Genomic DNA, 13,825 nt, shown 5'->3' with positions numbered 1-13,825 from the left:
GTTAATTGATGTGAGTGTCAATTATTGTTTACTATGTATGATACTTTTAAGTTAAACTGAAGTTAATTAGGGGGCTGAATTCTTTTTTGAGCATGATAATATGTTGTCTGAATGATGGATGCAGTTACCTTTAGGATTGTCATGAATGAAAGCATATTTTTACTTGATAAGCGTGTTGTATTTGATAGTACGAAAATGACCTTATCGCAGGGTAATGAGATACTCAGAATATCAGAAGCCGAGACCCATTTACTTCTTGCTTTTTGGCAAGGCCTTTATAAAAAAGAAGATATTATCCATTTTGTCTGGGAAAATCGTGGAGGCTGTGTCTCAGAATCAAGTTACTATAAACTTATTAATCAAATGAGAAATGATTTTAGTAGCATTGGTCTACAGTCATCTGACATCGTAACTCGCCCTCGGGTTGGTGTGTCGCTGTCTGTTTCCATTGAGCCTATAAAAAAAATAACCACCGTAAAGGTACAGGATGAAAACGTTAATGGAAACCTGTCGCGGAAAAGCATAATCTATAAAATTAAACATAACAGTGCTTTTATAGTATTAGCAGGAGTCATTATTCTGATATTATTCTATGGGATGTTTCATATATATAGTGCACCTGCCCGTAAAAGTCCTGATGCTTTTTTTACGTATCTTGGCGAATATAATGATTATGTAATCTATAAAACCAAAGAGGATAAGGTCACGTTAAGCGAAGTGGTTTTTGCCTATAACTCTCTGAAAATTAAAATTTACAGGCAGAATGGACACCATCTTTATTATATCAGGGAACCTAATCTGAATATTTTTCTACAATGCTTAAATCCTGTTGAAATGGCGGTGCCAAAATGTATTACAGTAAAAGAACGTTATTGATTATGTTTATAATATTCATAATCATTATCGTAATAGGGTCTGTAACAGTGCTTGGGTGGATAAAACGTGATTCTTATAGAGCCAATAATCTTATATGCACGACAAAATCAGAGGCTTATATTGAACCACGAAAACTGTACATGGATGGTGGACTGGTTCTGGATCTTAAATCCGGCAGGATTACCGTACACTACGATGTTACTACCGATACGAAAGAGAAACGGCTTTTTTTCCGTGACATCTGCATCAGTAAACTGCGCAGAACAGGTATGAAAACATTTACTTTTAAAGTCAATTCAGTGAAGACTTTTGACTCTGATACTGCTGGCGATTTATTCTCCTGGTTGAGACTATTACAACCCGGTACGATTAATGAGTTAAAGATTGTCAACATTGGAAAAAACACCTATATGTTTTCGCTTAATCGGCATTTGTATAATGTGTGTACCACCAGTAGTAATGCTGAGTTACAATGAGTAATACTGTTTTTAATTGGTATTCGTGCCATGATTATTATGTTAACTTAGTGTCAGACTAACATATCGCACGTGACTTTATTTTAGATATCTGCTATCACTCATTTTAACGATGGCATCCTGCATCTGTTGAGTATTGATATTTTCTTTTATGTTTTCGACACAGGGTGTGCTGTCTTGCTATCATTAAGAACATATAACGTATCTCTTAATATTTCTTTTCTATATTAAGTTAATTTGGTTATCATATCAAAGCGTACAGTGGCAAAAGAAAGGCTGGTAAGAGGACAATGTTATGAAAGTAAGAAAGATATTTCTGATGTTGTTTATTGCCGTTCCACTGATCGTAATGATATTAGCGGGGTTACTCGCGGGTATCTTCCAGCTAAAAAGAGATATCGCCGTCAGCGCCAATACGCTGCTGCGGTTTAGCGCGGATATGTCAAACGCCTCCTGGCAAGTCGCCGGAAAAGCCGCCAGTCTGGCTGAACGTTCCTGCACTGACACGCTGAAAGAACTGTCCAGAACGCGGGCCTTCACTCCTTATGTCCGTGACATTGGGTTTCTGGAAAATGGCGATATCACTTGCTCCTTTGTCACAGGAACCGAACGCTATCATTTTTCCCGGCTGGCAGGGTTTTCTTTACCTGCTTCTTATCCGGCTCGGTGGCTGCGATCCATCGGTAGTATGGTCGAAGGGCCAGATCGGCTTGTCGTGGTTTATGTGAAAAAAATAGCAGCGAATAAAGCGGCCTTTGTCATTGTGGATTCGCAGTATGTGCAGGAGCTCATGGAGATATTGGCGGCAGAAAGAGCATCTGGTTTTAGTCTAACATTCGGCGCCGGGGATGCTATTACAAGCGCTGCGACATTGTACGGTAAGGCATTTTTAACGCAACGGTTCACCTCAACAGATCATTCTATCCAACTGATGGTACGCACTCCCTTCTCAACATTATCGGCATACTGGTTACACAATCTTTTTATTTTTGTTCCGCTATCATTATGCTTTTCTGTAGGAATGATTTTGCTCTACAGGCGCTGGCATTTAAAACGCTTATCTCTGGCCCGGGAGATTGAGCGGGGAATAGCGTGCAATGAGTTTACGGTACATTATCAACCTGTTTTTAATGTTAAACGCGGCAGTTGCGGCGGCGTGGAGGCGCTTATGCGCTGGCCGCAAACGGATGGCCGTTTTATGACCCCGGATATTTTTATCACCGCGGCAGAAAATGAAGGAATGATTATTCCACTTTCTCGTCATTTGTTTGAATTGATTGCACATGACGTAACAAACTGGAATGTACCGGATAATTTTTATATCAGCGTAAATATATCGCCTGCGCATCTTATGGATGACGGATTTATACAAGATGTAGAGGCGCTCAGGGCTCATCTGGGAATCATAACGCTTATGCTGGAGCTCACCGAGCGTAGTCTGATTGTAGAACCTTCACTGGTCGCAGAAAAACTTTCAACGCTCCGTGAAAAAGGTGTGTTAATAGCGATTGATGACTTTGGGACTGGCTATTGCTCTCTCTCATATCTGCAACAATTGCCTGCAAATTATCTTAAAATAGACAGAACATTTATCGATACAATTGATACCAGCAGCAATGATGTTCCTGTACTGGATACTATCATCACGCTGAGTCAGCGACTGGGACTCAATGTGGTTGCCGAAGGGGTCAGCACTCATCACCAATTGCGTTACATTTTAAGCCACGGCGTAGGATTCGTTCAGGGATTTCTTTATGCCAGGCCAATGAGGGCTACTGACTTTATGAGCTGGCTTGATAAGTCAGCCTGGCGGCAAAATAGTTTGCTCAACGGGGAGAGCGGGCCAGCGAGCGGCCTGGCGTCTGAATAATGCAGAAATCCGCTACTGAAAAAATTCAATAGTGCGATATATCCTGGTAATATGTTTACGCCGTGAAGAAACGTTATAGCACTGAGGCGGATATTTTTATGAGTCAGAACAACTACCTGATTGACAAAAGAGTTATTCTTGATTGCGAACGAATGACGCTTTCCAGTGCCGGAGAGTCGATAACGATATCTGAATCAGAACGTAGTTTGCTTATCGCTTTTTATGAAGGCCTTTTTAAAAAAGATGACTTAATTAACTATGTCTGGGGGCGAAAAGGTGTCGTGGTATCTGATGCCAGTTATTATAAATTGATTAACCAGCTACGAGGATCATTTGATAAAATTGGTCTTAAGGCTGCGTCTGTTGTGACTCGTCCTCGCGTGGGCGTTTTGCTCTCAGTTTCCATTGAACCGTTGAGTAATGAGGATCAAAACACGGCTCTGCCTGCTGTTGCTGAAACAGAATTATCGATGGTTGAAACGCGGCACAATGACACTATTATCTCACCGACACAGGGGACGCTGAATAGAAAAGATTGGCTCTATTTTTGTTTAGCTGCGATCCTGATGTTTTTTATGATTTATAAAGTTAAGAGCGAAAATATTGATTACTTTACTCTCCAGGGTTCATATGATGGATACACTTTTTATAGTGTAGGCCATGATAAAACGCATCTGACGGATATCGTTGACGCGTACTCTGAGATGAGTAATGAAATACATAAGCAAAATGGGAAATTCATTTATTACATCCGTGTTCCTAACACAAATATTTTTGTCCAGTGTCTTAACCAACTTGATATATCGGAGCCGAAATGCATTTCCATAAAAGAACGTTATTAAGCTTGGCGACGCTTGGTATGCTGGCTGTTTCAGTCGTGCTGATGGTGGTTTTGGTACGAAATGATAACTATCGATTTATTAATACTGATGAGTTTTTATGTACGACAAGAACGGTAACAACGATACAGCCTAAAAATATTCATGCCGATGGTAGCCTTGTTCTTGATTTTAAGATGAAAAGAATTACGCTTCAATATGAAATAAAAACAAAAGATAACGCTGTAAAAATATTATACCGGGACGTATATATGAAAAATTTACATCGAACAGCGCCTGGTGTCTATACGTTTGAAGTATCCTTGATAAAAGTCTTTGCCACAGACACGGCTGGCGATCTGTTATCATATTTACGGGTTCTGCATCCGCAAGCGGCTAATGAGATTCGAATATCTAAGGTTGGTGAGAAAACATTTTTCTACTCTCTTAATCGGCAGCTTTATAACGTTTGTACCGCACAGTAGATCTGAATGCTACCTGAACGCGTTCAGAAGGTGGTTTGCGTAATTGCCCTCCGGAAAGAGTAAGGGCTAACCTGTGATTCTTTAAAATAATATTAAAAACAATAAGATATAACGTGTAGGTTTACGAAAGGATTTACTGCGATTCTCTGGCAACACTCACAACCTGCCTGACGGATGCGATATAGTGATCGATGAATTTCTGGTTTGAATTAACTATGAATCCGCTATTAATAAAAAAGTAAGAAACTCTGTAAGACAGATTTCATATCCATTACCGAGCATATCAGGTTATATTACCTCCGCAGTTGGTATGGCTGTTAATAAGCATATCTGTCACTTTTAATTTATATGCTATTTGTGTGCCATGAGTTTCGGTACTGCCTTAATTATATATCAAAAATGGAGTGTTTTTAATGAAAAGACGGTCTTCGTTCCTTGTTGTTTTAGGTCTGTTATTAGCATCATCTTTAGCTTTGGCTAACGATCAGCACACCGTATCGTTTGGTTATGCACAAACCCATCTCAGTTCATTGAAAAATAGCGATAGCAAAGATCTGCGAGGTTTTAATTTTAAATATCGTTACGAGTTCAATGAGACTTGGGGGATGTTAGGCTCATTCACCGCGACGCGGAAAGAAATGGAGAACTACACCTGGAAAGAGGGGAAATTGCATAAAAATGGTTCCGATTCTGTGGACTATGGTTCTTTGATGTTTGGGCCGACATATCGTTTTAATGACTATGTGAGCCTGTACGGCAATGCTGGTATAGCGACGATGAAATTTAATAAACACTCAAAAGAAGACTCCTTTGCCTACGGCGCTGGCGTAATATTTAATCCTGTTAAAAGCATATCCATCGATGCATCATGGGAAGCAAGTCGTTTCTTCGCTGTTGATACCAATACATTTGGTGTCAGCATAGGTTATCGCTTCTGATATTAAAAGTATAAGCGTTAAGTGTATGGCAAGGAACTAAAAATAACGTGGCGTTGTTACTGAGTAGGGATGGTTAGGATCAATCAGGTAATATTAAGAGGACAATAAAACACTCACCGTGACGTTATTCTATTGATGAAATTATGATAAATTTAGAATCGGAACAACTTCCGTTAAAAACGATAAGCATAGTTTTAACGGATGATTATTATACTTATTTAGGTATCGCTTCACTCTTCGAGGCTGGGAAGTGCTTTATGTTCCCACTGAATAGAGGATATAATTCGTGTCAGATATCAGCTAGCGAAGATATCATAATTATTATTGATGGGCGAGTTTTGATTCAGGGGATCTGGAAAGGTTTTAAGACGCTCATGCAGCATTATCCACATGCTCGTCGAATCTGGCTCACGCGCAGAGATATTGGAAAACTTTATCCATCTGGCTGCGATAGAGATCCTGATATCGATCCCGATTTGGCAAAGCCTGTTTTTATTGAGTACTTCATTAAATACGCTTGTGCAAACGATGTAGCGGTCGGTGAACTCGTGCCGTTGACAAAAAAGGAGGAGGAGTTGTTATGGCATTTTTTATACAAAAAGTCGATGAATCAGATTGCCAGTAGCTATGGCATTAGTCGCAAGACTTTATATATTCATAGATTGCGTATTTGCCGTAAATATGGCTTCAAACGTTTTTTCCATTTGCTATTTATTTACCAAAGAAGTCGCCATATATTTACATCTAAAATCTCCCATGTAGATAAAAAGGCCAGCCAGGCTTGAAGTGAACAAGATGAAAAAGTTAACGATGAGAGAGTGTGAAAGCATGAGCCCTACTTTATTGCTTGCCATTAAGATACTTATCTCGTCGCTTGACGAACAAACGAAAATAAGGCTCAGAGAGCATATTGAAAAAACTGAACAAGAAATAGCCTCAAGCATACATGATAGCATCATGACAGAGACTTTTCTTCAGCAAATGAAAGACATTCGTTACATCTTAAATATGGCTCCTTGACGGCGTCCAGAAGAGAGAACGTGTCACGATTTAATGATTAATAGACCAGGTATCAGTATGAAAAAGATCGTAGTATGTTTTGCCGGTTTGGCTTTAACCGCATGTAGTGCTAATTCGTTGAATTATGGCGCTGAACAGGTACGGGTGATGACCAGCGAGCCAGGTAAGGAATGCAGCTACTTAGGGGATATCACGGGCAGCCAGGGGAATTTCTTTACCGGTGGCTGGACATCCAACAGTAACCTGGAAACGGGGGCCCGTAACGATCTGAAAAACAAAGCTTATAAAATGGGCGGAAATACGGTAGTCCTGTTAACCCAGCGTGCGGGCCAAACAGGAAGTTCATGGCACGGTTCGGGCTCAAGCAAACAAACTAATGTCACATTAAGCGGGAACGTTTATCGTTGCCCTCGTTAGCCTGATTTTGAATAAGGCGAGTATTTAGCGCAGGCAATGTATTGCTGTTTAACACATGCGCCATACTGGCGATGCGTTTGGTTGAAGTTGAAACGTCGCTATCCGGGGAGCAGATAGCTGCCGCCCTGTAAAAGGCCGGTTTCCCGCCGCGCGAGCTGTAATCGTCAATTGCGACCGGTCTGGCGACAGGCCGGTCGCGATACGATAGCTATGCCTCGCTTTTCTTTGCATGACATCACCCCTATAAAAACTGTGACAAATCATGTGTCAGTAAGCTTTGTTAATAATATGTAATGATTTGTCTATTTTTGCTAACGTTTTACCTGCTATATACAAAAAAATAACAAAGAAGTAGCGCAACGCTACCTTGTTACGTCGCTTTGGCGATGGGAGCGCTCATCAGCGCCTCGCCGCTTCAAAGCTTGATGTTATTTTTTGATGCAGGACACTACCTATGTACACCCCCCTGAACTGGACGACGACACAACGACATGTGGCGTTTGCCAGCTTTACCAGTTGGATGCTGGATGCGTTTGATTTCTTTATCCTTGTCTTTGTACTTAGCGATCTCGCCGAATGGTTTCACGCTTCCGTATCGGAGGTTTCCATTGCGATTATGCTGACCCTGGCGGTACGTCCCATTGGCGCGCTGCTATTTGGCCGAATGGCGGAAAAGTACGGACGTCGACCGATACTGATGCTCAATATTCTGTTCTTTACGGTTTTTGAACTGCTTTCCGCCTGGTCGCCCACCTTCATGGCATTTCTGATTTTTCGGGTCATGTACGGCGTGGCGATGGGCGGGATATGGGGCGTCGCGTCATCACTGGCGATGGAAACCATTCCCGATCGTTCGCGTGGCCTGATGTCAGGAATTTTTCAGGCGGGCTATCCCTGCGGCTATCTGTTCGCCTCGGTCATTTTTGGCCTCTTCTACAGTATGGTAGGCTGGCGCGGTATGTTCCTGATTGGCGCCCTACCTATTGTCTTGCTGCCTTATATCTGGTTTAAAGTGCCGGAATCGCCCGTCTGGCTGGCGGCCAGAGCGCGTAAAGAGGATACCGCGCTGCTTCCTGTTCTGCGCAAGCAGTGGAAGTTGTGTCTGTATCTGGTGCTGGTAATGGCTTTCTTTAACTTTTTCAGTCACGGGACGCAGGATCTCTATCCTACCTTCTTGAAGATGCAGCATGGTTTTGATCCGCATCTGATTAGTATCATTGCGATTTTTTATAACATTGCCGCGATGCTCGGCGGCATTTTCTACGGTACGCTATCGGAACGTATTGGACGTAAAAAAGCAATCATGATCGCCGCCTTTCTTGCGCTTCCGGTACTTCCGCTATGGGCATTTTCCAGCGGATCATTCACCATTGGCCTGGGCGCGTTCCTGATGCAGTTTATGGTGCAGGGCGCCTGGGGAGTCGTGCCGACCTGGCTGAATGAGTTGGTTCCGGCGAATGCGCGCGCCGTGCTGCCGGGGTTTGTTTACCAGCTAGGTAATTTACTGGCGTCGGTTAACGCGACGTTACAGGCCCGCATCGCGGAAACGCATGGTGGAAATTACGGGTTGGCAATGGCGATCGTGGCTGGCGCGGTGGCTATTTTAATCTGTGTATTTGTGGCATTTGGTCGCGAGACCCGGGGAGTCGTCATCTCCGGTACAGATAGCGACTCACTCCCGGAGTCGGCCGTCGGTCATCGCACGTAAACAATACGCTCCTGGCGCTCGCCGTCGCCGGGGGCACACCTTCTTCCCGCTGGTTTTCACGCTCTTTCAACGAACAACAAAGGTTAATGATGGCATCTGCCTTTCGTGACCATTACAATCATCGCTTACTTTTTTCTTTATAAGAAATTGATTGTTGGACCTTAAAATTATCAACGGAGCGAAGATATCATGTTGAAAGATAACCAAAAACACAACGAGTCTGTTGCCCCGAATAGCGCCTTTCTGTCTGAGTTACAACGTGCATTACCGGAATTTTTTATCGCCGATCGTTATGACGAGCAGGGCGAACTGATCGCGAAAGGCGGATTTGATCTCGCCAGATTTGAGCGCGCGCTGAAAGCGCGTAATATCGATGAGCTGACTAGCGGTTATCAGATTGATTTTATTGGCAAAGATTACGCAAAAAAACAGGCGGGTGAAAAATCCGTTACCGTTATCGTTCCTGACGTGGAACACAATACTCTGGCAGAAAACAAAAACAGCCATAATCTTTTTCTGACCGGGGATAATCTGGATGTTTTACGCCATCTGCAAAATAATTACGCCGATACCGTCGATATGATCTATATCGATCCCCCTTATAACACCGGATCGGACGGGTTTGTTTATCCCGATCATTTTGAATATAGCGATCGGGCGTTGCAGGATATGTTTGGTCTTAATGATACTGAACTGGCACGTTTAAAATCCATTCAGGGTAAATCGACGCACTCCGCGTGGTTATCTTTCATGTATCCGCGTCTCTTCCTGGCCAGGAAACTCCTGAAAGATACCGGATTTATTTTTATCTCTATCGACGATAATGAGTACGCCAATCTTAAATTAATGATGGATGAGATTTTTGGCGAAGGCGGATTTGTCACCAATGTGATGTGGAAGCGCAAAAAAGAGATTTCTAACGACTCTGATAACGTTTCCATCCAGGGGGAATACATTCTTGTTTACGCCAAAACCGGTCAGGGCGCCTTACGTTTAGAACCGCTTTCTAAAGAGTATATTCAGAAATCCTATAAAGAACCGACCGAACAGTTTCCTGAAGGAAAATGGCGGCCGGTGCCGTTAACGGTGTCAAAAGGGCTGAGCGGCGGCGGCTATACCTATAAAATTACCACGCCTAATGGTACGGTACACGAAAGGCTATGGGCTTATCCTGAAGCCAGTTACCAAAAATTGGTGGCCGATAATTTGGTCTATTTTGGCAAAGATAACGGCGGTATTCCCCAGCGAGTCATGTACGCGCATCACAGTAAAGGGCAGCCAACGACCAATTACTGGGATAACGTAGCGTCGAATAAAGAGGGGAAAAAGGAGATTCTGGATCTCTTCGGCGACAACGTTTTTGATACGCCGAAACCTACTGCGTTATTGAAGAAAATCATCAAGCTCGCTATCGATAAAGACGGCGTCGTTCTGGACTTTTTTGCCGGTTCTGGCACCACGGCCCATGCGGTGATGGCGCTGAATGAAGAAGATGGGGGGCAGCGCACGTTTATTTTATGCACTATCGATCAGACATTAAGCAATAACACTATCGCGAAAAAAGCGGGTTATAACACCATTGATGAAATCAGCCGTGAGCGAATTACACGCGTTGCGGCGAAGATCCGCGCTAACAATCCCGCGACCAATGGCGATCTCGGTTTTAAACATTATCGTTTTGCCACCCCGACGCAGCAGACGCTGGACGATCTGGATAGCTTCGATATTGCTACCGGCCATTTTATCAATACCAGCGGTCAACTGACCGCTTTCACCGAATCAGGATTTACCGACATGATCAATCCTTTTTCCGCCAGAGGATTGGGTGTGCCGGGCGGTGCAAGCGGCGAAGAGACCCTATTAACGACATGGCTGGTCGCCGATGGTTATAAAATGGACATTGAAGTACAGACCGTTGATTTTTCCGGCTATCGCGCCATGTATGTGGATAATACGCGCCTGTATCTGATTGATGAACGATGGGGAACAGAGCAGACCCGCGATCTGCTCAACCACATTGGTACGCACCAGCTTCCGGTTCAGACTATTGTCATTTACGGCTACTCTTTCGACCTTGAATCCATTCGGGAACTGGAAATCGGCTTAAAACAGCTTGATCAAAAAGTGAACCTGGTGAAGCGTTATTAAGAGGGGATGAAGATGAATATTTTATTGGAAGAACTCCCCCATCAGGAACAGGCATTAGCGGCGATTCTGGCGAGTTTTACCGGTATCGATCACGCGCAGGCCGATCATAATCACTATGCTAATCCGCTGATTAACGAGCGCTACAACGATAAAGCCAATATTGACGTTAAAATGGAGACCGGGACGGGGAAAACCTATGTCTATACCCGGTTGATGTATGAACTGCATCAGAAATACGGCCTCTTCAAATTTGTGCTGGTGGTGCCGACGCCAGCCATTAAAGAAGGTGCGCGGAACTTTATCACCAGCGATTATGCCAGACAGCATTTTTCACAGTTCTACGAAAATACGCAGATGGAACTTTGCACCATCAACGCTGGTGATTTTAAAGTGAAGTCGGGACGCAAAAATTTTCCGGCCCAGTTATTAAGTTTTACTGATGCCAGCCGTCGTGATAGCCATACGATTCAGGTTTTGCTAATCAATGCGCAAATGCTCAATTCCGCCAGTATGACGCGAGACGATTACGATCAAACGCTACTGGGCGGGCTGACGTCGCCTGTTAAAGGGCTACAAATGACGCGACCGGTGGTCATTATTGATGAACCGCATCGTTTTGCGCGAGATAACAAATTTTATCGAGCGATTCAGGCCATTCAGCCGCAAATGATCGTACGTTTTGGCGCCACCTTCCCGGATATTGTCGAAGGCAAGGGTAAAAATAAATGTGTACGTAAAGATTACTATCGCCGGCAACCGCAGTTTGATCTCAATGCGGTGGACAGTTTTAACGATGGTTTGGTGAAAGGTATTGATATTTATTATCCGAATCTCCCCGAAGAGCAGGCCAACAATCGTTATATCGTTGACAGCGTTACGGCAAAGAAATTAATCCTCCGACGGGGGAGCAAAATTGCCGAGGTTGGCGTGGGCGAAAATCTCGCCGATGTCGATGCGGGATTTGAAGGCAGTATTGAATATGCCGGCAGTAAAATGTTATCGAACGAGCTGGAGCTGGAAGCCGGGATGGCGCTGGTGCCAGGAACCTTTGGTGCGAGCTACCAGGAACTGATTATTCAGAACGCTATTGATAAGCATTTTGACACCGAACAGGCAAATTTCTTACGCAGCAATGAGCCAGAAAATAACGCCCCGCGTATTAAGACATTAAGCCTTTTCTTTATTGACAGTATTAAAAGCTATCGTGATGACGAAGGTTGGTTGAAACTGAAGTTTGAGTGTTTACTGAAAAAGAAACTGACGCAACTGATTGACAATTATCAGCGCAAGACCCTGCCGCGAGAAGTGGAGTATCTGTCATTTCTGCAGGCCACGCTCGCCAGCCTGCACTCGGATAACCAAAACGTTCACGCCGGTTACTTTGGCGAAGACCGGGGAAGTGGCGATGAGGCGATCCAGGCTGAAGTAGATGATATTCTGAAAAATAAAGAGAAGTTGCTCAGTTTTTCAGACCATCACGGCAATTGGGAAACGCGCCGCTTTTTGTTTTCAAAATGGACGCTTCGCGAGGGTTGGGATAACCCGAATGTTTTTGTCATTGCTAAATTACGTTCTTCCGGTAGCGAGTCGAGCAAAATTCAGGAAGTGGGGCGCGGCCTGCGGCTACCGGTGGATGAAAACGGCCATCGCGTTCAGCAGGAAGAGTGGCCGTCCCGGCTGGCGTTTCTGATTGGCTATGATGAAAAAGCGTTTGCCAGTATGCTGGTTGATGAGATTAATCGTGACAGCAAAGTTCAGCTTAACGAGCAGAAACTGGATGAGGCGATGATCACACTTATCGTCACCGAGCGGCAAAAAGTCGATCCCGCGTTTACGGAGCTTCGTTTGCTGGAAGATCTGGATGATAAAAGACTGATCAACCGGAGTAATGAGTTTAAACCCAGCGTCACGCTTAACGGAGAAACCAAAAGTGGTTTTGCATGGCTACTGGAGTTCTACCCTGAGCTGACGCAGGCGCGGGTGCGAGCGGATCGTGTTCGTGACAATAGACCCGTCTCCCGATTGCGAGTCAGGTTACGCAAAGAAAATTGGGAACAACTTAGCGGTATCTGGGAGCAGTTTTCCCGTCGTTATATGCTGCAATTCGAGCGTAGCGGCGCTTCTCTGGAACAGATTGCCGCCGAGGTGCTGCGCGACCCGGCGCTGTATATACGCCAGAAGCCAAGCCAGATGCAACAACGGCTGGTATCGAATGAGGATAATGGCCGTTTTGAGGTGGCGCAGCGGGAAGGCGAATTAGCCGCCAGCGAATTCATGGCGGGCATGAAATATGGCCATTTTCTTAAGCAACTGGCGTTACGCACCAGTCTGCCGGTTAACGTTCTGCACCCGGTGTTAATGGCGATGCTGCGTGATGTTTTGCAGGGAGATTCACGCTATTTAAGCGAGATTTCGTTGGACAATATGACCCGCGCATTACAGGCGCGGATTAATGCGCATTTTGCGCAGCGCCACGATTATCTGCCTCTCGATTTTCAGGCTTCAACGTCGGTATTTGATTCCACGGCACGGCAGTTCAGGGAGGAGATTAGCGCTGAAATTCTGGGTAAAAATGTGGATGAGAATGCGATAGATGATCCCCGTTCTCTCTATCAAATACCGCCGCTGCGTTATGACAGCGTCGATCCTGAATTACCGCTATTAAAATACCATTATCCGCAACAGGTTTCCGTATTTGGCAAACTACCCAAGCGGGCCATTCAGATCCCCAAATATACGGGGGGCTCTACCACGCCGGATTTTGTGTACCGTATTGAGTGTCAGGACGCCGACAGCGTTTATTTACTGGTTGAAACTAAAGCAGAAAATATGCGCTTAGGCGATCAAGTTATTCTTGATGCGCAACGTAAATTCTTCGATATGCTGCGTCGGCAAAATATCAATGTCGAGTTTGCGGAAGCGACCAGCGCGCCGGCGGTATTTTCTACGATCAATGGCCTGATTGAGGGGAAGGTAAACTAACGGTTATCTTTCTGATTGACGGTATAAAATGATCGCAGCGAGCGCTGCGGTCATTCTCCCTACGCTAATCCCCCGCCCATGAAACCG

11 protein-coding genes and 2 pseudogenes are annotated in these 13,825 nt (G+C 44.4%); all 13 read left to right on the top strand.

The window, feature by feature from the left end; genetic code table 11:
• The first annotated feature begins 141 nt into the window (after nt 1–141).
• The 13 genes and pseudogenes from ACE15A_RS17205 (at nt 142) to ACE15A_RS17145 (ending at nt 13,738) form a co-directional block, all read left to right on the top strand.
• Nucleotides 142–876: a hypothetical protein gene (locus ACE15A_RS17205; RefSeq protein WP_053508612.1), complete on the top strand. Its 735-nt coding sequence runs from the start codon at nt 142–144 to the stop codon at nt 874–876.
• Nucleotides 849–1,149, top strand: a pseudogene (locus ACE15A_RS17200) (hypothetical protein). Before ACE15A_RS17205 ends, ACE15A_RS17200 begins: the two are co-directional and overlap by 28 nt.
• Nucleotides 1,150–1,647: 498 nt before the next feature.
• Nucleotides 1,648–3,222, top strand: coding sequence for an EAL domain-containing protein (locus tag ACE15A_RS17195; RefSeq protein WP_129382470.1), 1,575 nt, complete (start codon nt 1,648–1,650; stop codon nt 3,220–3,222).
• Between the two features lie 98 nt (nt 3,223–3,320).
• A complete protein-coding gene (locus ACE15A_RS17190; protein ID WP_023246099.1) occupies nt 3,321–4,064 on the top strand; it encodes a hypothetical protein in 744 nt (247 codons plus the stop codon).
• Complete coding sequence (locus tag ACE15A_RS17185; protein WP_023246100.1) at nt 4,037–4,525, top strand: hypothetical protein; 489 nt, start codon at nt 4,037–4,039, stop codon at nt 4,523–4,525. The genes ACE15A_RS17190 and ACE15A_RS17185 overlap by 28 nt, the downstream gene beginning before the upstream one ends.
• A 413-nt stretch (nt 4,526–4,938) precedes the next feature.
• The gene (locus ACE15A_RS17180) at nt 4,939–5,463 is read left to right on the top strand and encodes an Ail/Lom family outer membrane beta-barrel protein (protein WP_023246101.1); all 525 of its coding nucleotides are present in this window, start codon (nt 4,939–4,941) and stop codon (nt 5,461–5,463) included.
• 143 nt (nt 5,464–5,606) lie between these two features.
• Nucleotides 5,607–6,248: a helix-turn-helix transcriptional regulator gene (locus tag ACE15A_RS17175; protein WP_053508609.1), complete on the top strand. Its 642-nt coding sequence runs from the start codon at nt 5,607–5,609 to the stop codon at nt 6,246–6,248.
• A gap of 10 nt (nt 6,249–6,258) precedes the next feature.
• Nucleotides 6,259–6,483 (top strand): hypothetical protein, encoded by a 225-nt coding sequence (locus ACE15A_RS17170; protein WP_023246103.1) that lies wholly within the window; start codon nt 6,259–6,261, stop codon nt 6,481–6,483.
• Nucleotides 6,484–6,540: 57 nt separating this feature from the next.
• On the top strand, nt 6,541–6,900 hold the full coding sequence (locus tag ACE15A_RS17165) for a DUF4156 domain-containing protein (protein WP_023246104.1): 360 nt from the start codon (nt 6,541–6,543) through the stop codon (nt 6,898–6,900).
• Nucleotides 6,901–6,968: 68 nt separating this feature from the next.
• A pseudogene (locus ACE15A_RS17160) lies at nt 6,969–7,031 on the top strand (copper chaperone); the annotation flags it as partial.
• A 323-nt stretch (nt 7,032–7,354) separates the two neighbouring features.
• A complete protein-coding gene (locus ACE15A_RS17155; RefSeq protein WP_053508607.1) occupies nt 7,355–8,608 on the top strand; it encodes an MFS transporter in 1,254 nt (417 codons plus the stop codon).
• Nucleotides 8,609–8,797: 189 nt separating this feature from the next.
• The gene (locus tag ACE15A_RS17150) at nt 8,798–10,756 is read left to right on the top strand and encodes a site-specific DNA-methyltransferase (RefSeq protein WP_023246106.1); all 1,959 of its coding nucleotides are present in this window, start codon (nt 8,798–8,800) and stop codon (nt 10,754–10,756) included.
• Nucleotides 10,757–10,768: 12 nt separating this feature from the next.
• Nucleotides 10,769–13,738 carry a type III restriction-modification system endonuclease gene (locus ACE15A_RS17145; protein WP_053508604.1) on the top strand — a complete coding sequence of 990 codons (2,970 nt, stop codon included), beginning with the start codon at nt 10,769–10,771 and terminating at the stop codon, nt 13,736–13,738.
• Nucleotides 13,739–13,825: the final 87 nt, after the last annotated feature.

The organism is Salmonella sp. HY31, assembly GCF_042604575.1.
GTDB classification, from domain to species: Bacteria; Pseudomonadota; Gammaproteobacteria; order Enterobacterales; family Enterobacteriaceae; genus Salmonella; species Salmonella diarizonae.
Note: the sequence above shows the minus strand (reverse complement) of the source record. Positions and strands in the feature narration are given on the sequence as shown.